Here is a 21018-nt window from a genome sequence, read left to right on the forward strand (position 1 = left end):
CAATAAAAAATATAACAATATGAAAATAAATGAATTATCCTATTAAAAACATCTTATAACCACCTTATACTTATGTAGTCTTATTGTGGTAAAGATGTATCATTTTATCTCTTTTTCACACTTAGAAAGAGCTTGGTTTTAACATGCCCGCCTTATTATTGGAGTACGTTGTCAGTACTCCTCACATTGAGGAAGGTCTTATCATGAAAAGCATAAAAACAACTTTAGTCGCTGCAAGTGTATTGGTTTGTGTTCCTGCTTTTGCTGAAACAACTACAACACCTGTAACTAAAGCACAAGTTGCAGTTCAAAATACTCAAGCGAAAGCTGAACAAGTTCAAACTGCCGTTGTGACTAAAACAGTAGAAGCGAAAGATGCGACTGTTGCTAAAACGACTGAAGTGAAAGACGCGACTGTTGCTAAAACTGCTGAAGTGAAAGACGCGACTGTTGCTAAAACTGCTGAAGTGAAAGATGCTGTTGTTGCTAAAGCTACTGAAGCGAAAGACGCAACTGTTGCTAAAACTGCTGAAGCAAAAGACGCAACTGTTACTAAAGCTGCTGAAGTAAAAGATGCAACTGTTGCTAAAACGACTGAAGTAAAAGACGCAACTGTTGCTAAAACGACTGAAGTAAAAGATGCTGTTCTAACTGAAACAACTGAAATCAAAGATGCTGTTGTAGAAAAAGTAGAACAAACAAAAGAAGTTGTAAAAGACCAATCTGAAAAAGCACAAGGTTTCTTTTCTAGATCATGGGAAAAAACAAAGAACTTCTTCCGTGGTACACCTGCAACTACAAGCGAAAAAACTGTAAAAGCGGGTGCTTAATATCCTTCAAATATTTTGATTGATATCATAAAAAATCCTTCATTTCATTGAGGGATTTTTTATACATGACTTAGATCTAGATTTAACCTTCATCCACCGCTAATAAATAAGCATTATCTTTTAAAGCAGCCAAGTAACTCATCGCAATTCGATAAGATTCCTGAATAATTTTTTCAGAAATATAATTTTCATTATAATAACCATGTTTCATACAGGTAAATACCAACTCCATGAGAATCGTTAAGCTATCTGGTTGCTGTGGTACATAATGATCGACTTTAATCATTTCTAATGCTTTACGTACACCAACACTCACTTTTTTCAATTCAACTTGATATTCTAAATAAGCTTGACGTGTAAACGGTCCACTTAAAATAATTAAACTCGCCACTTCAGATTCATTAAAAAAATGTGCAGTCGTTTGAATCATACTTGCAGATAATTTTTGCCCATATTCATCAATTGAAGCTTTAGGATGTTCACTTAAGACTGCAACTGCTGCATGACCTATTCGTGTGACGAGAACATTTAAATGCATCAAAGCAATATGACGTAATAAATCATACTTTGTAGGAAAAAACTGATAAATACTGGTGCGAGGTATGCCCACAGCATTTGCAATTTCTGGAATAGAAATACGTTCAATACCCACAGCTAATAATAACTCTTGTGTGGTTTGAATGACCATTTGCATACGCTTTTGAGTACGTTCTTGCTTAGGTTGCGCTGTTTTTTTTCTTATTTTTTTTAATACTGAAGTTGCCTGTGCCTTAATCATGGTGATTTCCTTAACTTTTTTGCATTCAATATTATTGAGTTATCTGCCATTTCCTATTGGCTATTTCACAGTCATTCACTGAAATTTAGTGTATGTAAAATATTTAAAATTTATCGTTATGATGTACATAACAGCATACAATCTTTATAAAATTAGACCATGCTTCATCTAATATAACATAGTCCCATCATGTGGATAGTTTACAAATAGATCATCACATCATTCTCTTTTTAAAACTACATAATATCGGAATTTATAGTGACTACACAGCGAAAATATAGGCTCTATTTAATGATTTTAACGTTATCAAGCTCAGTGTGTTATGCAGAAAAAGTTTTGCAATCTATTGATAATATTGAACTATACCCAACTACCGAAGGCAATCAATTTAAACTCTCTCAGCTTAAACAAGGCTGTAAAATTGAAGCGCATTTTTTTGGCGAAATAGGCAAAACTCAAGAAAATTATATTTTTAAACAGCAAAATTTACTTTATGCTGCACGTTACGAATATCATTACAGCAAAGGCGGCTTAACAAACCTATCGGAAAATAAAGGCAATTTTAAAACTCAACGACAGCGTATTGAGTTAAACCCTCAATCCTCTCAAACCATTGCTGACTTTCAGCAATATCTTGCCTTATTTTCACCGCTAAAACTTAAAAAGTGTTTTAGATAATAGTATATTTTTCAGTGTCCTGCACACTTTCAGCATCAAAATAACAGTTACCTGCTTCATCACAACGCATATATAGATTTTTATAGCTCAATACATAAAAATCTGCACATTTTTTAATAACAATCGGATTCATATCCAAAGATAAAGCATCATCGTATTTAAATAATTTAGTCACTCGACGGTCATTCATACAAATTAAATAGGTTTGCTTTTTAACTTCAATTTCGACTAAACCACTATTTTCAACATTCAGTGGAATAATATATTTTCCATTTACATCAATAACTTGCTGATTATAGCTTTCAAGTTTTTGGGTAATAACATTAAATACAATAATATTGCCAAAACAGTCCTGTAACTGAGTTTTTTCTTCGAAAGGCAAGTTCACTTGAATGCCAAGCTTTTGTAAATCTTGCTCATCAACACGTTTATTGGTTAATAAAATACGGGTGATGGTCTGTTTTAAATTCGCATCAAAAAACGTGCTATCAAGCTGTAAATCAATCCCTTTTAATATTTTCCCTAACGCTTCATTATGTGTACCCAAAAGATGAGCAATCACACTACGATAGTAAAATTTACTGTTCTTTTTGACTTCACGAATTTGTTTATAAAAATAAGTCTGATCATAAGGATATTCAATAAAATCATGCAATAACGCTGAGTTTGCTAAGACAGCAATTGCATCATGTCCTGTATAAGGCAAATGCAATGTATACAATTGTGGAATCCATGGTTTTATTTTTAAATAATGCTCTTTGTCATTTTCAAAATACGGATCGTAAACAATAATATATTCACAATTTTCGACAATATCCTGTGCCTGAATACGCATGTCTGCATTTAATTCAGCATCATAGAAGTCGGTATAACGCTTATCTTCAACTTCATTCGGATCAATTGAATATTGCGGCACCATTGCCACGACACGTGTCATTTGCAATGGTTTTGAATATTTAATCGCAGCATAGCCACCCATTGAGCCGCCATAACCCACGATTTTTTTAAATTGTTTTAAAATAGGCTGCAAATGCGCTAATAGCGCATTCATGCTTGAGGCAGGGAACCATGATTTTTGTTTTGGCATAATACCAACAACACTATAATCATATTTCATTAATGATTTTTCAGCATTAATCGACAAGCCTTTAGCACGAGTAATTAAGTCACCAAATGACAAGACCAAAGTATCTGTTGAACCTTGTAAATAAATTGCTCGAATGTGATCGTCTTCAAAAATGATTTGCTTGTCCATTGCAATACCGAAAAACGGCTCTCTTATCTTTAGTTAAAATTAAATAAATAGATAACTTGCCTATTCATCGTATTCAATGTCATATTTTATAGAGTCTGCACAGATAAAAAAGCGCAAAATATGACACATTCTTTACATCCTGCCGCACAAAAAGGCTTTAGTTCTGCTGCTGAACTATATCAACAAGTTCGCCCAAATTATCCATCTGAAATTGTTAATTGGCTAATTGATGAGCTGAAAATCCAATCTAACTCGACTGTGGTTGATTTAGGTGCAGGAACAGGTAAGTTTTTGCCTTATTTAAAGCAAGTAAGCCATCAAATTATTGCGGTGGAGCCTGTGGCAGAAATGCTTGCTCAACTCAAAATAAGCCATCCAGATGTCCAAACCTTACAAGCAAAAAGTGATGATATTGCGCTGGCTTCAGAAAGTATTGATGCCATTTTATGTGCTCAGTCTTTTCATTGGTTTTCAAATATTGAAACTTTAAATGAAATGCATCATTTATTAAAACCACAAGGTCATCTAGGTCTGATTTGGAATCAGCGTGATGAAAATGTGCCATGGGTTAAAGCATTAGCAGACTTAATTGCACCCTTTGAAGGAGATACGCCTCGTTATCATAGTGGTGATTGGAAAAAAGTTTTTGAACACCAATTTTTATTTAAGCTAGAAAGTCTAAAATTATTTTCACAAATTCACAAAGGAACAGTTGAAAATGTAGTCAGTAAACGGCTATTGTCAACGAGCTTTATTGCCGCTATGCCCTCCACACAACAGCAACAGCTAAAACAACAATTTGAAGCTATTATATTGGAGCATACAGGTAAATATGCACATGATGAGATCGAGTTTCCTTATGTGACTTATGCTTATCATTTTAAAAAGCAAACCCTATGAATATTTTAAGGAGTTTTAGTTTCATGCACCTTTTACGCCCTTTGACTTATATTTCAGTACTCCTAAGCGCTGTCCTGATTGGTGCATGTTCATCGGAAAATGATCCTAAAAATAAGACCGACCAGACCACGAAAAGTTCTGATGCCGTCATGACAGAACTCAAAACTAAGCCTATTCAAAATTTCCCAAGTACACCTAAAGATGCAGCAGACATTACTTTACTTGATGAATATCAAGAAAAATATGATGCCATGAATGAAGCCTTAGAAGCTGATTTAGAAAAAATGGATGCTGAAGGTACATTAACTGAGGAAATTGACCAACAACGTAAACGAGATAGCATTCAATCTGCTTTAAATATGTTAAAAGACTTGGATTTAAAAACTGAACAAGGTCGCTATATTCAAGGCTTACTTTATCAGTACTGGGAAAATCAAGCCAAGACCTTTGACCAAAAAGCTGACAAATCAAATCAAGATGATGCTTCCCTTGAGTCAGTACGTGGCATGAGTGATTTATTGACGGCAGAAGCTCAGCTTGATAACTGGAAAACCAAAACAACCAAGTAAAAGTTTAACATTCAATATGTATTGTTTGATCTCAATACCGAGCTGCTGTCATCTTTGCCAGCAGCTTTATTTTTATATTTTAAGAAATACGAATACGACATTGCCACTGTTGATTGGGTTGCTGACTAGACTCCCAAGGACGTACATGAATCAGCTCAATATAATCTTGCCCTGCTTTTAAAGCAGTAAAACGAAATACTTTTGTACCACCTGCACCTACAGTTCCTTCTTCAACATCATTTTGTAAAAAAGTTTCTTCTATTTTAAAGTTTTTTAAAGGTTGGACTAATTTCCATTGATAACCAGTACTTGGGTTTTCAGGCGCAGAAAAAACCAAAGTTTCCCCTGTATTCATTTCCATTAAAGTTGGGCAGCTTTGTTTTACAGTGTATTGATGGGTTTTACCATCTACTGTGGGGCTTGTACTTTGGCAAGCTGTTAAAGCACACCCCATAAATAGCACTGCAACCGCAAAAAAACCTTTCATTAACATTAACTCTTTTACATAACATGATTATTTTTCAAGCATAGAAACCTTAGCATTTTTCAGGATTTGTCTCAAACGATCATTCAAAAAAATTCTTTTATCTCTCGCTTGATGTACTTATATATTTTGTTTTTCTACCCATTGAATTGAGTCAACACGAATTAACTTACATGCCCCATCACCTATTCCGTTCCAATCAAGTGCAGATTTCCAAACTAAATCTTTATCATTAATCTGTACCAAATCACCTGTTAAACGCACAAGATCACCGCGCTTTACTTTCTTAATTTCTTGGGCAATTTTTGGATTGGCAGGAATAATATGCATATTACTCACCATTTGTGTGGCAAGTTTTGGTGGGATAGGTGGACGTGCCATTTTCCAATTTAAATAACGATCATATTGGTTAATAGAAATTTGACGGGCAATTTCAGGCTCAGTAAAAATGCCACGTGTCACAGCATAATCAATAGGTGAAAACTTTGCTTGTTCATCATCTTGATATTCTTTAGATCCTAAAATACGAAACTCACCATGAAAAGGCTCAAGCACAGAAATTTTTTGATCTTTAATAATAGGTGCTAAACCATTGGCAATATTATATTCAGCAGAGTGAGATTCAACGGATTGAGAGGCATTCACAGCTGCTGAACATAATGCCAAAACTGCTGCACACCATAAATTCCGTGTCATAAATGCCTCCTAAAAATACATGTTCAAATTTAAGCTTTAGTATCCCTCATGAAAATTAAAATAAAATCGACTTTAAGTAACAAAATATAGAAATTTCGTCACTTTTTTGTCTTATATTTAAGTCTATATTTTCGTTAGAATATTTTTTTAATAATAAAACTGTGAAAGCGATGATTTATAAATTTTATCAACAACGGATTTTTCCACATTTACTCAATAAAGTCATGCAAACACCAAGCATGATGGATGCACGTGCTGAATTACTCAGAAAAGTCAAAGGACAAGTCTTAGAAATAGGTTTTGGAACAGGTTTAAATTTACCTTTTTATCAGGTAGAGCAATTAATTGCTTTAGAACCCAATGCTGATCTTTACCAATTAGCTCAAAAAAATGTCTTAGATGCCCCCTTTAATGTGCAACATATTCAAGCAAGTGCAGAAAAACTACCTTTTGCCGATCATTCTATTGATCAAATTGTAAGTACATGGACTTTGTGCAGTATTGCAAATTTACAACAAGCCTTAGCTGAAATTTATCGTGTTCTTAAACCTGAAGGGACTTTTCATTTGGTTGAACATGTTCAATATCACGACCATCCAACACTAAAAAAGTTGCAAAATATTTTAACACCTATGCAAAAAGTGATTGCTGATGGTTGTCATCTCAATCGTAATATTGAACTCGACCTGTCCAATGCAAATTTTAAATTTATAGAAAAATATTATTTTGATGCAGATGAGCTACCTAAAATTGGACGCCGTATGTTGATGGCACGAGTACAAAAAGTCTGAGTTTCATCCGCTTAGCTTCGCCGTTTATATGTCCTCAAAATCAATACGAATGGTTTCAAAACGAACTCGTCCTTCACGAATCGCCTGTGCAATCGCTTGTTGCCCTTTGGTCAAGCGAGCGCCTCCACTTTTTATGTCCACCAATATCACTTCAATATTATCAGCATGCCCTTCACCATCTCTGAACTCGCTATAGCCATTAAAAATGACATAATCGACAGGATCACCCAAAAACTTTGCATCACTTGGTAAATAGTGAAATTCAGGCATAATCGGAGCAAGTTGTTCTGCCATTTTTCCCTTTAAAACAGCACGACTGGTATTTACACTTCGTTTTTTTGCCATTGCTAAAGCTTGCTGGTGTTCTAACTCTAACTCAGCGATATAACGCTCATACTCCGCTTTGATTTTGCCATTTCGCGTATTTGATAACACTACAGTTGTTATCACAACACCTAGACAGACACCTATTAACATGGCGACCCACAATGACATGATCAAACTCTACTTTTTGCTGTTTTTCCAATGTAAACAACTCTAAGACTTTTGTCATGTGTAACCTACTGTCTAAAAAATAATGCTAAGCTAGTGAAAGGACGGGCTTGGATGAATCAAATTAAAAATCATGAAAACAATTCTCATCGCAAATCAAAAAGGTGGTTGTGGAAAAACGATTACAGCTATTACATTAGCTTCGGCATTAGCCCAAAAAGGTTATAGTGTGGCACTTGCAGATGCAGACAATCAGAAATCTGCTTTACAGTGGTTAAAACACCGTCCAAGTGATGCCAATGAAATTCAAAGCTTAGACTGGCGACATGAAAAATCCATTGGTGATACACCTAAAAATGTTGAATATTTAATTATTGATGCACCAGGCGCATTAACAGGTGCTCATGCAGAACAATTGATCAGCGAATGTCATGCTATTGTGACACCTTTACAACCTTCTTTTTTTGACATTGACAGTACCAAACGTTTTTTAAAACACATCCAAGAAATTAAACGTATACGTAAAGGTAAAGTAGAGATTCTACTTGTCGCAAATCGCGTAAAAGCAAATAGTTCAAGTGCTAAAGATATTCAACAATTTTTTGAAAAAATTGAGCAACAACCCTTGGCTTGGATTTCTGAACGCAGCGCTTATGGGCAACTGGCAATGCAAGGCTTGTCTGTTTTTGATAAAAATCAAAAGAATTTTCTACAAATTCAAACGCAGTGGCAACCACTTCTGGATGCTTTAATTGATGATCCGAGCGATTGGTTCTAAGTCAGTTTTTCAAAAAATAATAACTGGCAATGTATTTAACATTGCCTGAACCTATTTTTCAGTTAATATTAACTGAACGATAATTAATTAAACTTCGAGAAATTAGTGTCAGATTTCACTTTCACCTTGCAGCGTATTTTATTATTTGGCTTATTATTTATCCTGATTTTTTTGGGATTTGATATTATCAAATACTTCATTGTCCCTGTGCTTTGGGCGTGCATTATCGCCTATATGACATGGCCTTTGTATAAGCGTATCTTAAGAACATGTGGTGAACATCGACCGACATTAAGTGCCTCGATCATGATCACGCTTGTCGTACTTGTGATTGGTATACCTTTAGTCTTTGCTATTTTCATTTTACAGCATGAAGGGCGTAATCTCTATTTTGACCTCCATCGTCAGTTGGCTTCTGGGCATTTAACAGTTCCTGATTTTTTACGTCAACTCCCGATTCTTGGTAAAGAATTTTCTCGTATCATTGAGGAAATTAATTCAAACCCAACCAATCTCTCACAAAATATTGGCGTTTGGATTCAAGGGCATTTAAATTATGGTAAGTTTGTTTTAAGTGAAATTTCTAAAAACTTAGTTAAACTCTGCTTTGCAATTATGTCATTGTTCTTTTTTTATCGAGATGGGCAAACGATTTTACAGCAGGTCAGTAAAGCTTTAGAAATGGTGATTGGTCCACGTGTACATCATTATTTAGAAACGATTTCTGAAACCACACGTGCCGTTGTTTATGGTGTAGGCTTAACGGCTGTTGCACAATCCTTACTTGCTGGTGTGAGTTATTTTGTTGCTGGCGCACCCAATCCTATGGTGTTAACACTGATTACATTCTTGATGGCATTAATTCCATTTGGTCCACCTTTGGCTTATGGTGCTGTGTCACTGTGGCTATTTTCAAAAGGTATGACAATTGAGGCGATTGGTGTCATGGCATGGGGCGTATGTGTCGTCAGTACAGCAGATAATGTCATTCGTCCCTTGGTGATTTCTGGCGCAACTAAAATTCCATTCTTACTCATTATGTTTGGTGTTTTAGGCGGTTTAGCAAGTTTTGGTTTAGTTGGTTTATTTATTGGTCCTGTCATTTTAGCCATTTTATTGGCGATTTGGCGTGAGTGGTTACATGAAACCAGTGTTGCCGAACAAATGCCTAAAGCAACTTTAGCATACGATATAGAAGAAAATGATGATGTCATTTCACCAAAATAAATGACATCAATTTAATAAATTTTTACATTCAAATACTTATTCATTACTGTACAAACTTCTGTACTTTGTTTGAATACCCCAAGACATAACAAAACTTAGGATATTTCATCATATGCATGCTTTTTCTATTTTTAAACTTTCAGCGCTAACTGCATTTATTACGCTGACTACGGTTGCCTGTACCACGACAAGCTCTCAAAATACGGCAAAAACAGCACAGAAAACTGTTGCAGTACATGCTGTTACTGCTGAAGGAGTCGGTGAGAAAATTGGTTCTATTCAATTACAAGACAGCAGTAAAGGTTTAGAAATTAGCACTGATCTTCAACAGCTTCCTTCAGGCTTTCATGGCTTTCATATTCATGAAAAAGGCTCATGTGAACCTGCTGAAAAAGATGGAAAAATGGGAGCTGCTTTAGCGGCTGGTGGGCATTTTAACCCAACACAAGCAGCAGGTCATGGCACACCTAATGATGGGCATTTAGGCGACTTACCTGTGCTCAATGTAGACACTGACGGCAGTGCGAAAACAACGGTTTATGCTCCTCGTTTAAAACTTGCAGATGTACAAGGCTTAGCCATTATGATCCATGCAGGTGGAGATAACTACTCAGACCAACCGAAACCTCTAGGCGGTGGCGGTGAACGTATTGCTTGTGGTGTGATCTAATACCGCAGTTTATATTTTTTAAAATATTAAGGTGAGCAAAGTATAAATATTAATATTATTGCTCACACTTTCATTCAAACAGTGAAGAAAATCTATTTCAGTTATGTTTAAAAACCAAGTGCACAACTTGGTTTAATTCTCAATAAATTCAACAATTTAAAATAAGCTATAATGCATATTTAATTTGCTTTAATCATCAAATTGTTTACACTCAAACTATTATATTCAATATAGTATCTACGATGAATTTTAAAACTTTAAGACTAGTTGGCTTACTCGAAGGTATTTCATTTTTATTGTTACTGTTCATTGCAATGCCGATGAAATATATGTTTGATAATCCTATTTTGGTAAAGTATGTTGGCATGGGACATGGTGTACTTTTCATCCTATTTTTATTGGTTTTATTTATTGTTTGTGAAAAAGAAAAGCTTTCTTTAAAAGTATTTTTAATGGGATTGGTTGCTTCAATTTTACCGTTTGGACCTTTTGTCTTTGATTATAAACTGAAGAAATTAGTGCAATAACATCATTTTTTCTTTGATTTTTTGTATAACAATAGCCCTAAAATCTCTCTTATAAACATCCCTCCTCAGAGGAGGGATGAGAGAAGTACTTTTAAAAGCCCTCTCCCTAAAAAATAAAATAATTATTTAAAACTCACCTTTTGCCTGACGCTGTTGCATGATTTCTTTTAATAATTTACGGGGAATCGTAAACCATAAAGCGATCAAGGTAAAACATGCCAAAGCATATGCCCATAAATGAAAATGTTCATACATGATGCGAATAATCTCAATCACAAAGAAAAAGATAAACATCATTAACACTGAAACTGCCGCAGCAACCGTTCCTTTAGACACATCGGACGCCATCAATGCAAAACGATAAAGTACTGAAAAGCTGATCCCCTCACCAAAGCTGACCAAAGTCATGCCTAAAATGACGCAGTAGAGAAAATATTCACGCCAAATCACTCCCAGTAAGATGATTGCAGTTCCTAACAGCATCAGCGGTAAGCCCATTAAAACGGTTTTACCTAAGGCTAAACGGTCAATCATTTTAATCAGGGCAATATTACCCACAATTAAACCGCCCAAAACAGGAAACTGAGCCAAGCCATATTGCATACTACTGAGTCCTAATTCCTCAACCAACATGACAGGTGAAAGTGCAATCCATAACATCAATGGCATCGCTACCATAGGCAAACCTAAAGTCATGCCAATAAAGGTTCTATTTTTCAGGACTTTTTTATAATCATCCCAAATATAACGCAAAGGCTGCTTAGGAATACTCACTTTTGACTCAGGCATTTTGGCTTTTAAACCAAACCAACTCAAACATGCAAAAAAGGCAATCCCAATAAAACCCCAGTGCCAAGACACATGGTCAATGAGAAAAGCCCCTAAAACAGGTCCAATTAAAGGTGCAAGCAAAGAGATATTTGCCATGAGAGCCATGACTTTAATCGCATCACGCTCTTCAAAGGTTTCTTGAATTGCGGCATAACCCACTGCTGCAATGACAGATAAACCAAAACCCTGTAAAAAGCGTAGGGCTAAAAAGCTTTCAATATGATGTGTGAATAAGATGAGTACGCAGGTCATCACAAAGAAAATTACGCCTGCCAAAAGGACTTTTTTACGTCCTAAACGGTCTGATAAGGGACCCAATAACCATGCGACACAGGCACCACCCAATAAATAAAAAGACATGGATGAAGGCGCCCAAGAGCTACTAACACCAAACTCTTTAGTAATCGCTAACATCGCAGGTTGTACTAAATCATTACCAATATAGACTGAAAATTCGAACAAAACTAACGCCAATGGAAACATGAATGTTGCACGGCTCAAAGTCGTCATCTGCTCTTTTTGCATTACATTTTGTGCATTATTTTGCATTGTTTTCTACATATCATAATGGCTTGCAGGTCTACGCTTATTTTTCAGTAAATAAACGTCAGCCCAATGACAAGCACTGAGAATTTAAAATAAATTTAGATTTGCTTTGAAAAAGCGAGATCAACACCGTATTCACAAGGTGTCTAAATCAGGTAAAAATAGAAAATAGAGTGAGATAGATCTGCGTCAATGTTCACTTGAGCCCTACAGACTCACGTTGAAACAGGGTACAACCAAATACAGAATGCTGAGTGTAACACAGGCTTTTTTTGAGTGAAAGTTATCCATTTGTTATGAATGTAACGTATTGACTACTGCTGAATAAATCTCCCATTTTTCAGGTCGTCATAAGCCTGTAAAATTTCTGTGTAAGTATTCATCACAAAAAAACCTTTGGCATTGATCGGTTCATTCAGTGGTGCAGCACTCAGCAATAAAAACTGACTGTCACGCAAAGCAGTTACTTGAACCTGCTCACCATGACTCGACATGACTGCAAGTGCCTGATCTTCCAAAATATCATTATTCAATGTCCCATCTTCTTGCTGAAATTGCAGTTGCCCTGTTCTGAGAAAAATTAAAGTGCTATCACCCACTTTGGCAGGAAATGTCGCTGTTTGTCCTGCTTTTAAATCTATATCTAAAACCATGATAGGCGTATGGGTTTTGGCAATACCGTGTTGCCCTGCATATTCACCTGCAATGATGCGTACTCTGCCTGCATCATGTTCAAGTTGTACCACAGGAATATCGGCTTGTTTCAAACTCTGATAACGGGCAGGATTCAATTTATCTTTGGCAGGTAAGTTGACCCATAGTTGCACAATTTCAAATGCACCGCCTTGTTTGGAAAAAGCTTCACTAAACAATTCTTTATGAATCACACCTGAGGCTGCGGTCATCCATTGCACATCTCCCTCTGCAATGATGCCACCGCCACCAGTCGAGTCACGATGTTCAAGTTCTCCCCGAAACATCAAAGTTACCGTTTCAAAACCACGATGCGGATGTTCTGTGACCCCTTTGCGTAAATGTGTCGGTTTTAAATAACTCGGTCCTAAATGATCGAGCAATAAAAAAGGTGAAACGGTATTGCCCAATTCATGGTGAGAAAAAATGGTTTTAACAGGATGAAAATCTCCAACCGAAAATATTGTGTCATTACGTTGGATAAAAGCGAGCGTTTTCATCATGTTATATTCCTGTTTTTTAATTGTTTTTTGAAAGCATCAACCATAAAAATGTTGTTTGAGATAAAAGCTATATTCGGTTAAATATTGCTGAAGCTGTGCAACATCATTGGTTGGCTCAATTGCACGCAAATTTAAAGCCTCAATTTTATCATTTAACAATTTTAAAATCTGTGCCTGTTCAGGTGCAGGAACTTGAGCTTTTTCTTTCTGTTGTTTTTTAATTTCCAGATAATCTTCTGCCCAATGGCGCAGTGGATCATTTTCATCAATTTGGGTAAATAAGTTGGTGATCAGGAGTTCAGGCATGATTTCCTGCGTTGCAAGTTCGGCAGACATTAGACCTCGAATCGAGTAAAACACTTTTTTGTAGGTAAAATTATCTGCTGTTTGCATTACATGCATACCGCCTTTGGCAAGCGATAAATAATGATAATACAATGCCTTATAATCTATACGTTGCAGCAATCCATCTCTGAATTTTTCCCATTCAGGAAATTGGTTAAAGTAAACAATATGCGCACGTACCCATTCCAAAACAGTAGGATTGCTTTTAGCAAGTAGACCAAACATTTTATTGAGATCGAAAGAAACAAAGTCAAAATCACCGTCCATGATTTCGATTAAATCACGATGCTTTCGATAGTCGTAATACTGGGCTTTGGAAGGCAGGTGAAAACCACGTACATCATAGTCACTGTCAGGACTTGCCATGCCCCACAAACGGCTGCCACTTTCAATATAAAACAGCGGATGTTCATCTCGGTTTTGGAATAAATTTTGGATTTCTTGTTGGATGTTCATTGTTTTCACGTTTGAGGTCGTTCTACAGGTTTTATATCATTAATTTTGGCAATATCAGGATTTTTTTCACATCTTTAAAAAATTAAATTTTCCAAACATTTAAAACTTACTCAATTTAACACAGTTGGAAAGTAATTTTTGCTATAAATACTTTACGAAATTCAATCATATATTTTAACTAAAAATGAAAAAATCACTTCTTACACTCAGTCTTTGTAGCGCTGTTTTCATGTCTGTTGCACCATTACAAAATGTATTTGCGACTAAAAGCCCAAACATACAACGCACCATAAAACATAACATGCCCTCACCTGTACAACACACCCCGATTTTTGCTGAATTTCACCAACTCAATGGCATCGATTCATTTAACCAAACTTTATGGGAAGACTACTTAACTGACCCTGAAAATGATCAATCACTTTCTCGTATGTTTGCAGAACAAATTAAAAATAATTTGCCACAAATTGAAGCAAGTTCAAACATGAGTGAGGAAGAAAAACAGAAATATCGCGACATGGCAAACATTCGTGAACCTGATGAAAATGACATTAATATCTATAAAAAATTGCTTGAAGCTCAAAAATACGATTTAGGAGAAGGTGTAAAAAAAGACCAAAGCAAGGCGAATGATTTAATTCTTGAAGCTGTTGATTTAGGCAGTTTGGATGCTATGGAACTGATTGGTATTCGTGTCATGCATCAGATTGGTTATACGCAACTTCAAGAACAAGGTATTGATCTACTTTCTCTTTTTGCTGACAATCCTAGTAATGCCGACAGCATAGGCGCATATTGGGCATACGTTGCATATAGCTATGCTTACGGTGTTGGACGACCTGAAAATCAAGAAAAAGCACTGCAATATTGGAAAAAAGCCAATCATTTATATTCGATGCAAATTGACCCGACAGGTTTTATTGCCTACATGATGGGAAAAATGATTGAAGATAAACATATGAATAATCAACCGATTGAAGATGCGATGCAATATTATAAAATGTCTGCTAATAAAGATAATATTGCAGCACAACAAGCAGTTTTAAAGCTATTAAACAGCAATAAAAAATTTGAAGAATTAACCTATGAACCTGAGTTATTTATGGCAGAACATAAAGCTGCAAAAAAAGAAAAAGATGCTTTCTATACACTCTCAGAACTATATGCACAAAAAGAGTGGAAAATTTATGACCCAAAAAAATCTATTACCTATCTAAACCGAGCTATTGCACTTGGGCATGATCGGGCATTACTAGATTTAGCACGTTATTATGAACAAGGCTATTTAGTAAAAGCAGACCCTGCCAAAGCCGCAGAACTTTATAAAAAATCGCTACAACAAGGCAACCCAACTGCGGGCATTTTGCTTGTGAACTTATATGAAAATGGCAGTAAAACTTTTAAAGCCGATGCCAAACAAGCCAAAATTTGGCGAGCTAAAGCGACAGCATTGTACAAAGAACTGGGTTATGGTGATGTTTTACCAAAAGCAGATGAAATACGTTTATTCAATCGTATATACTAAATTTAACTTACGAGATTACTCATCTCGTAAGTCTACTAAACGACAATGAAATTAAGAGCATAACTGTGTTTGAAATTCTCTCGAATTACCACGTCTACATTGATAAGTCTTCTTAGTTTCTTGTAATTTCCATGCATTTTCTACACGTTTAAAAATATAATCAGTACGAATCGCATTCACAGAATCATCCAATAAATTTGAGTCAATCACTGCGATTTGTGCTGCTGTTGGATTTTCTACACGGTTAAATACTTGACGAACGGACATACTATTTTGATTTTTCAGAATCGATGGTTGAGCTTTTATCACCTGTTGCATAGGTGTATCTGAACCACCAAAACTTACTTTACTGGTTAACTTTTCAGTTGTTGCACAACCTGTCAATGCTGCAAAACACAGTGCAGAAATAGAAAATAAACGAATCATTTTATTAGTCCAAAACAAAGAGATAAGCCTATGATGCAATAACTTAGCTCATGATGCTGTTTTAAAACTGTGACTTGATGATTATTCTTCTGCTAAATGAGACACATCAATGGAACTCACTTGCTGCTTAGATTCACTAAACATCAAAGCTTGATCACCTAAGTCCAACATATAAAAATGCCCAGCATCTGTAAAAAAATGCCATTCAATCACAGAATTTCCTTCATAGATGACAGGACTCCCTGCCGTAATTTGTTCTAGAGTCTGATCTACACTTTGACATAATGCTTCAATTACTTTGAAATATCTTGGACGATTTTCCAATGCTTTTTGTTTACGTTCCGCTAAATTCGGTATCTTGGTAATAATCTGATCGAATAATTCATCTAAATCATTTTCATCGACAAGTTGTAATTGAGGATGCGATTTGAGCCATTGGCTATTCATTTCAATTAAATCGTCAGAATCATTTAGGGTATAAAATTGGTCATCAAATTTATTCAGAATATCTCGCTGTTCATTTTCACCAAAATATTCCCCCTCTAGAAACTGCTCAAATTATTCATGGCTAAATTGCTCAATAAGATCAGCACTTTGCCCAAATAAAGCAGCATGTTGAGTCGCATTCATTGCTTGTAAACCTTCATGCACATGTTTAATTACGAATGCATCCCAATTAGTGTTATAGACAAATTGCGAAAAGCCACCGTTATTGACCTGAGCCAGATAATAATCGACAAAATAACTATATAAAGCAGCGGTAGATACTTCATTGTATTCAACATAACGCTCAAATAAAGCATTTAAATTATCAATATTTGAATAGATGACATCATAAGCATCATCACTATCTAAACTTTGTTTTGAAATAATAATATTTGGGCTAAGTAACATGTCATATTCCTATTTATCTATTGTTATGGAAAAATAATATCTACCCTAAAATAGCAAAATCAGAAGAAAACTGAGTTGCAAGTATGTAATTTAACAATAAAAAACGCTCCCGAAAGAGCGTTTTTTATATCAATTTAAATGATTAAAGATCAAATAATTTACCCGGATTCATAATCCCGTTTGGATCAAATACTTTTTTCAAGGCTTTCATATATTCGATTTCTTCAGCTGTACGGGTATAGTCTAAATATGGCTTTTTGGTCATGCCTACGCCATGTTCAGCTGAAATGGAACCGTCATATTTTTTCACAGTTTCAAACACATACTTGTTTACAACCTGACATTTTGCAAAGAATTCATCTTTACTTAAATCCGCAGGTTTTAAGATATTTAAGTGTAAGTTACCGTCACCAATATGACCGAACCAACAAATTTCAAAGTCAGGATAGTTCTCTTCAACAATTGCATCAATTTCTTTAATAAATGCAGGAACATGTGTAATGAGTACAGAAATATCATTTTTATATGGAATAAATGGCGCGATAGATTCTGAAATATCTTCACGTAAACGCCATAAATTATGAACTTGCTCAAGGCTTTGGCTCATTACACCGTCAAGTACCCAGCCTTGTTCCATACAATGCTCGAAGATTTCCATCGCAGCATCCATAATAGGCTCATATGGTGCTTCAAACTCAAGCAAAACATAGAATGGACATTGTGTTTCAAATGGACGTTGTACATGACCATTGTCTAACACTTTTTGCATTGCCAATTCACCAAAGAATTCAAATGCAGTCAGGTCAATTTTCTTTTGGAATGCATGTAACACAGGCATAATGGCATCAAAATCAGGCACACCAAGGACTAAAACTTGTAAATCATGTGGTTGACGCTCAAGCTTAATTTCTGCTTCAGTCACTAAACCTAAAGTCCCCTCACCGCCGATAAATAAATGTTGCATCGCATAACCTGTCGCATTTTTAATCATGCCTTTGTTTAAGCGAATTACATCCCCTTTACCCGTCACTACAGTTAAGCCTAAAACCCAGTTACGCGTCATGCCATATTTAATGACTTTAATCCCGCCTGCATTGGTTCCGATATTACCGCCGATTTGCGATGAACCTGCCGAAGCAAAATCGACTGGATAATACATGCCTTGTTCTTCAGCATAATTTTGTAATTGTTCAGTCACCACGCCTGCCTGAACACGTACCATACGATCTGCTGGGAAGAATTCCAAAATTTGGTTCATTTTGTCAAAACTAACAACAATTTCACCATTTGCAGCAACAGCACCTGCAGATAAACCTGTACGACCACCTGACGGCGTTACTGCGACATTAAATTGATTGGCAATTTTAACAATGGCTTGTACTTGCTCAGTGCTCGATGGAAAAACGATGACCGATGGATTTGGATCAAAATGTTTAGTGTGATCACGCCCCCAGTTTTGGAGACTGTCGTTATCGGTTTTTATGCGGTTTTCACCGACAATTTCAGTTAATTGGGTCAATAACTCAGGTGTTAAAGCGACTGGAGCGTTCATCGTTTGCAGACCTAGCAGAAGTAAACAAGTAGAAAATGTCTGGCAGATATTCTATCGTGACAGGCACAATATTGTATATTTTCCAGACAACGGTAAGATCGAAAGCGATATATGGATATCAGCAATTCTTACAGGACAACATTATAAGCCATTTTTGCCTAAAACCTGTAGAAATTAGCATTTTGATCAGGTCACTTTTAAAATTACACAGTTAAATAGACCATAAATGACAGATTTTGACTCATATTTCGCCGAAATACCCACAATCATCGTCATAAAGGAAATGTAAATCAGGCTGCGTCCTATGTTATTATATCGCCACTAAATTTGGCCTTTGTAGCGGAGCCGTAATGAGCCAACATCTTTCACTGCCTAAAGATAAAATTCGTTTCTTGTTGTTAGAAGGCGTTCATCAAAACGCAATCGACACACTAAATGCTGCCGGATACACCAACATCGACTATCGTAAAACTGCGCTTGAGGGTGAAGCGTTGAAAGAAGCGATTAAAGATGCTCACTTTATTGGGATTCGTTCGCGCACTCAACTGACTGAAGAAGTTTTTGAAGCTGCGAATAAACTGATTGCTGTGGGTTGTTTCTGTATTGGTACAAACCAAGTGAATTTAAATGCTGCGATGATTCGTGGTATCCCTGTTTTCAACGCACCATATTCAAATACACGTTCAGTTGCTGAACTTGTACTTGCTGAAGCGATTCTTTTGCTTCGCCGTGTACCTGAAAAATCAACAGATACACATGCTGGTGGCTGGAATAAATCAGCAGTAGGTTCATTTGAAACTCGTGGTAAAACTTTAGGTATCGTGGGTTACGGCTCAATCGGCTCACAACTTTCTGTACTTGCAGAAAGCATGGGTATGCATGTAATTTATTATGATGCCGTGACTAAATTACCATTGGGTAATGCACGTCAAGTTGGCTCTATGGATGAATTACTTGCAACTGCTGATGTCGTATCTATTCATGTACCAGATGTACCTTCTACACGCAACTTCATGACCAAAGAACAGTTTGCAAAAATGAAGGAAGGTTCTATTTTCATTAATGCTGCACGTGGTACATGTGTCGTTATTGAAGATCTAGCTGATGCGCTTAAATCAGGTCATATTGCAGGTGCTGCGGTTGACGTATTCCCGAAAGAACCTAAAGCGAATGGTGAAGAATTTGTTTCTGCACTGCGTAACTTACCTAACGTGATTTTAACACCGCACGTTGGTGGTTCAACGATGGAAGCACAAGCAAACATTGGTTTAGAAGTTGCTGAGAAATTTGTTGCTTATTCTGATAAAGGTATGACTTTATCTGCTGTGAATTTCCCTGAAATCGCACTTCCATTGACTGAAGGTAAACACCGTTTACTTCACATTCATAAAAACGTACCAGGTGTACTTTCTAAAATCAACAACCTGTTCGCTGAACATGGCATTAACATCTCTGGTCAATCTTTAATGACTAAAGGTGATGTTGGTTATTTAGTGATGGATGTTGATGCAACTGCATCTCAAGAAGCATTAGATACACTTCATGAAGTTGAAGGTACAATTCGCGTTCGCGTATTGTTCTAAGTTTCAACGGATATAAAAACCACAGGCTTTGGTCTGTGGTTTTTTATTGCTTTACTTTTATGTGCTTCATGCTCAAATAAGAGACAATCCTTGCTTTCATGCTGAATTTTAAAAATAAGCCTTATTTACATGCGTTGATCTTACTTTTTATTGCCATGATCAGTATGCAAAGTAGTGGCTCACTTGCCAAAATTTTATTTGATCAGTTTCCTATACTTACCGTTTCCGCTATGCGGTTATTATTAGGTTCTGTCATTTTGGCAGTTATTTTTAGAATTTGGCGTATGAATATAAAAGACGTTCATTGGTCTGCGCTCATCAGCTATGGTCTAGCTCTTGCAGGTATGAATGCCTTATTCTATTTATCGATCGAAAGACTTCCGCTCGGTATTGCTGTTTCTTTTGAGTTTATTGGTCCACTCAGCGTGGCACTGTTTTATGCACGACAAAAATTTGATTTTATTTGGATTATTTTAGCCATTTTAGGCTTAATTTTACTCTTTCCTTTTGATCAAACTGCACAAAGCTTAGATCCAATCGGAATTATTTTTGCTTTAGGCGCAGGTTGTTGCTGGGCAATGTATATCATTTTTGGGCAAAAACCCTCTGGTATTTCTGGAAATCATACCGTTTGTCTAGGTATGTTTATTGGCATGTGTTTTTTAATGCCTATCGCGCTCTTTTCAGGTTTACCATTACATAGCTTTCAACCTGAAAATTTAATACTTTTCACAGCATTAGCAATTTTAGCAAGCGCATTACCCTTTAGTTTAGAAATGGTTGCTTTACGCCGTTTAAGTCCTTTTGCTTTTGGCACACTCACCAGTTTAGAGCCTGCTATTGCTGCTCTTTCAGGTTTTATTTTTTTACATGAGCAATTATTATGGACACAATGGCTCGCATTGGCTGTCATTATTGGTGCTTCTATAGGTTGTACTTATACCACCCAACAAGCAAAAAAAGAGGTTGAAGCCAAACTTAAAAAATGA

At 36.1% G+C, this 21018-nt stretch carries 24 protein-coding genes; 12 read left to right on the top strand and 12 right to left on the bottom strand.

Annotation, left to right across the window (positions count from 1 at the left end):
• The first annotated feature begins 203 nt into the window (after positions 1 to 203).
• Complete coding sequence (locus tag HX005_RS01250) at positions 204 to 830, top strand: hypothetical protein (protein WP_286376021.1); 627 nt, start codon at positions 204 to 206, stop codon at positions 828 to 830.
• An 82-nt stretch (positions 831 to 912) separates the two neighbouring features.
• Here the strand turns inward: HX005_RS01250 and HX005_RS01255 are convergent, their stop codons facing one another.
• On the bottom strand, positions 913 to 1608 hold the full coding sequence (locus tag HX005_RS01255) for a TetR/AcrR family transcriptional regulator (protein WP_107006896.1): 696 nt from the start codon (positions 1606 to 1608) through the stop codon (positions 913 to 915).
• 291 nt (positions 1609 to 1899) lie between these two features.
• Between HX005_RS01255 and HX005_RS01260 the strand changes: the two genes are divergently transcribed.
• A complete protein-coding gene (locus tag HX005_RS01260) occupies positions 1900 to 2286 on the top strand; it encodes a hypothetical protein (protein WP_286376022.1) in 387 nt (128 codons plus the stop codon).
• On the opposite strand, the gene HX005_RS01265 is transcribed toward HX005_RS01260, so the two are convergent.
• Positions 2279 to 3541 (bottom strand): hypothetical protein, encoded by a 1263-nt coding sequence (locus HX005_RS01265; RefSeq protein ID WP_286376023.1) that lies wholly within the window; start codon positions 3539 to 3541, stop codon positions 2279 to 2281. The genes HX005_RS01260 and HX005_RS01265 overlap by 8 nt on opposite strands.
• 120 nt (positions 3542 to 3661) lie before the next feature.
• Here HX005_RS01265 and HX005_RS01270 point away from each other — a divergent pair, with 120 nt between their 5' ends.
• Together HX005_RS01270 and HX005_RS01275 are read left to right on the top strand one after the other, a co-directional pair.
• Entirely contained in the window at positions 3662 to 4441 is a 780-nt protein-coding gene (locus tag HX005_RS01270; protein WP_286376024.1) for a class I SAM-dependent methyltransferase, read from the top strand.
• Between the two features lie 23 nt (positions 4442 to 4464).
• The gene (locus HX005_RS01275) at positions 4465 to 5010 is read left to right on the top strand and encodes a hypothetical protein (protein ID WP_107006900.1); all 546 of its coding nucleotides are present in this window, start codon (positions 4465 to 4467) and stop codon (positions 5008 to 5010) included.
• A 79-nt stretch (positions 5011 to 5089) separates the two neighbouring features.
• Here the strand turns inward: HX005_RS01275 and HX005_RS01280 are convergent, their stop codons facing one another.
• Entirely contained in the window at positions 5090 to 5497 is a 408-nt protein-coding gene (locus HX005_RS01280) for a protease inhibitor I42 family protein (RefSeq protein ID WP_107006901.1), read from the bottom strand.
• Between the two features lie 117 nt (positions 5498 to 5614).
• Complete coding sequence (locus HX005_RS01285) at positions 5615 to 6190, bottom strand: hypothetical protein (RefSeq protein ID WP_107006902.1); 576 nt, start codon at positions 6188 to 6190, stop codon at positions 5615 to 5617.
• Positions 6191 to 6360: 170 nt separating this feature from the next.
• On the opposite strand from HX005_RS01285, the gene HX005_RS01290 reads away from it, so the two are divergent.
• A complete protein-coding gene (locus HX005_RS01290; RefSeq protein WP_286376025.1) occupies positions 6361 to 6981 on the top strand; it encodes a class I SAM-dependent methyltransferase in 621 nt (206 codons plus the stop codon).
• Between the two features lie 24 nt (positions 6982 to 7005).
• Here HX005_RS01290 and HX005_RS01295 read toward each other — a convergent pair whose 3' ends face one another.
• Complete coding sequence (locus HX005_RS01295; RefSeq protein WP_107006903.1) at positions 7006 to 7476, bottom strand: Holliday junction resolvase-like protein; 471 nt, start codon at positions 7474 to 7476, stop codon at positions 7006 to 7008.
• 130 nt (positions 7477 to 7606) lie between these two features.
• Here HX005_RS01295 and HX005_RS01300 point away from each other — a divergent pair, with 130 nt between their 5' ends.
• The 4 genes from HX005_RS01300 to HX005_RS01315 all read left to right on the top strand — a co-directional run bounded on the left by HX005_RS01300 (position 7607) and on the right by HX005_RS01315 (position 10675).
• Complete coding sequence (locus tag HX005_RS01300) at positions 7607 to 8251, top strand: nucleotide-binding protein (protein ID WP_286376026.1); 645 nt, start codon at positions 7607 to 7609, stop codon at positions 8249 to 8251.
• A gap of 105 nt (positions 8252 to 8356) precedes the next feature.
• Positions 8357 to 9478: an AI-2E family transporter gene (locus HX005_RS01305; RefSeq protein ID WP_286376027.1), complete on the top strand. Its 1122-nt coding sequence runs from the start codon at positions 8357 to 8359 to the stop codon at positions 9476 to 9478.
• Between the two features lie 112 nt (positions 9479 to 9590).
• Complete coding sequence (gene sodC / locus HX005_RS01310) at positions 9591 to 10148, top strand: superoxide dismutase family protein (protein ID WP_107006906.1); 558 nt, start codon at positions 9591 to 9593, stop codon at positions 10146 to 10148.
• Positions 10149 to 10390: 242 nt separating this feature from the next.
• Positions 10391 to 10675, top strand: a complete 285-nt coding sequence (locus HX005_RS01315) for a DUF3817 domain-containing protein (protein WP_286376028.1) — start codon at positions 10391 to 10393, stop codon at positions 10673 to 10675.
• 126 nt (positions 10676 to 10801) lie between these two features.
• Here HX005_RS01315 and craA read toward each other — a convergent pair whose 3' ends face one another.
• From craA to HX005_RS01330, 3 genes are all read right to left on the bottom strand, one after another.
• Positions 10802 to 12031, bottom strand: a complete 1230-nt coding sequence (gene craA, locus HX005_RS01320) for a chloramphenicol efflux MFS transporter CraA (protein ID WP_286376174.1) — start codon at positions 12029 to 12031, stop codon at positions 10802 to 10804.
• A gap of 335 nt (positions 12032 to 12366) precedes the next feature.
• Positions 12367 to 13245, bottom strand: a complete 879-nt coding sequence (locus tag HX005_RS01325; RefSeq protein ID WP_286376175.1) for a pirin family protein — start codon at positions 13243 to 13245, stop codon at positions 12367 to 12369.
• Positions 13246 to 13284: 39 nt separating this feature from the next.
• Entirely contained in the window at positions 13285 to 14049 is a 765-nt protein-coding gene (locus HX005_RS01330; RefSeq protein WP_286376029.1) for a nucleotidyltransferase domain-containing protein, read from the bottom strand.
• Between the two features lie 229 nt (positions 14050 to 14278).
• On the opposite strand from HX005_RS01330, the gene HX005_RS01335 reads away from it, so the two are divergent.
• Positions 14279 to 15574, top strand: a complete 1296-nt coding sequence (locus tag HX005_RS01335) for a tetratricopeptide repeat protein (RefSeq protein ID WP_286376030.1) — start codon at positions 14279 to 14281, stop codon at positions 15572 to 15574.
• Positions 15575 to 15625: 51 nt separating this feature from the next.
• Here HX005_RS01335 and HX005_RS01340 read toward each other — a convergent pair whose 3' ends face one another.
• The 4 genes from HX005_RS01340 to HX005_RS01355 form a co-directional block, all read right to left on the bottom strand.
• On the bottom strand, positions 15626 to 16000 hold the full coding sequence (locus HX005_RS01340; protein WP_286376031.1) for a hypothetical protein: 375 nt from the start codon (positions 15998 to 16000) through the stop codon (positions 15626 to 15628).
• Between the two features lie 81 nt (positions 16001 to 16081).
• Positions 16082 to 16447, bottom strand: a complete 366-nt coding sequence (locus HX005_RS01345) for a hypothetical protein (protein ID WP_286376032.1) — start codon at positions 16445 to 16447, stop codon at positions 16082 to 16084.
• A 111-nt stretch (positions 16448 to 16558) separates the two neighbouring features.
• The gene (locus tag HX005_RS01350) at positions 16559 to 16894 is read right to left on the bottom strand and encodes a DMP19 family protein (RefSeq protein ID WP_286376033.1); all 336 of its coding nucleotides are present in this window, start codon (positions 16892 to 16894) and stop codon (positions 16559 to 16561) included.
• 142 nt (positions 16895 to 17036) lie between these two features.
• Positions 17037 to 18446 carry a D-2-hydroxyglutarate dehydrogenase gene (locus tag HX005_RS01355; RefSeq protein ID WP_107006910.1) on the bottom strand — a complete coding sequence of 470 codons (1410 nt, stop codon included), beginning with the start codon at positions 18444 to 18446 and terminating at the stop codon, positions 17037 to 17039.
• Positions 18447 to 18796: 350 nt separating this feature from the next.
• Between HX005_RS01355 and serA the strand changes: the two genes are divergently transcribed.
• The gene (gene serA / locus HX005_RS01360) at positions 18797 to 20029 is read left to right on the top strand and encodes a phosphoglycerate dehydrogenase (RefSeq protein WP_107006911.1); all 1233 of its coding nucleotides are present in this window, start codon (positions 18797 to 18799) and stop codon (positions 20027 to 20029) included.
• Between the two features lie 98 nt (positions 20030 to 20127).
• Positions 20128 to 21018 (top strand): EamA family transporter, encoded by an 891-nt coding sequence (locus HX005_RS01365; protein ID WP_286376034.1) that lies wholly within the window; start codon positions 20128 to 20130, stop codon positions 21016 to 21018.

Origin of the sequence: Acinetobacter sp. R933-2, assembly GCF_030325485.1 — a bacterium.
Classification (GTDB): domain Bacteria; phylum Pseudomonadota; class Gammaproteobacteria; order Pseudomonadales; family Moraxellaceae; genus Acinetobacter; species Acinetobacter sichuanensis.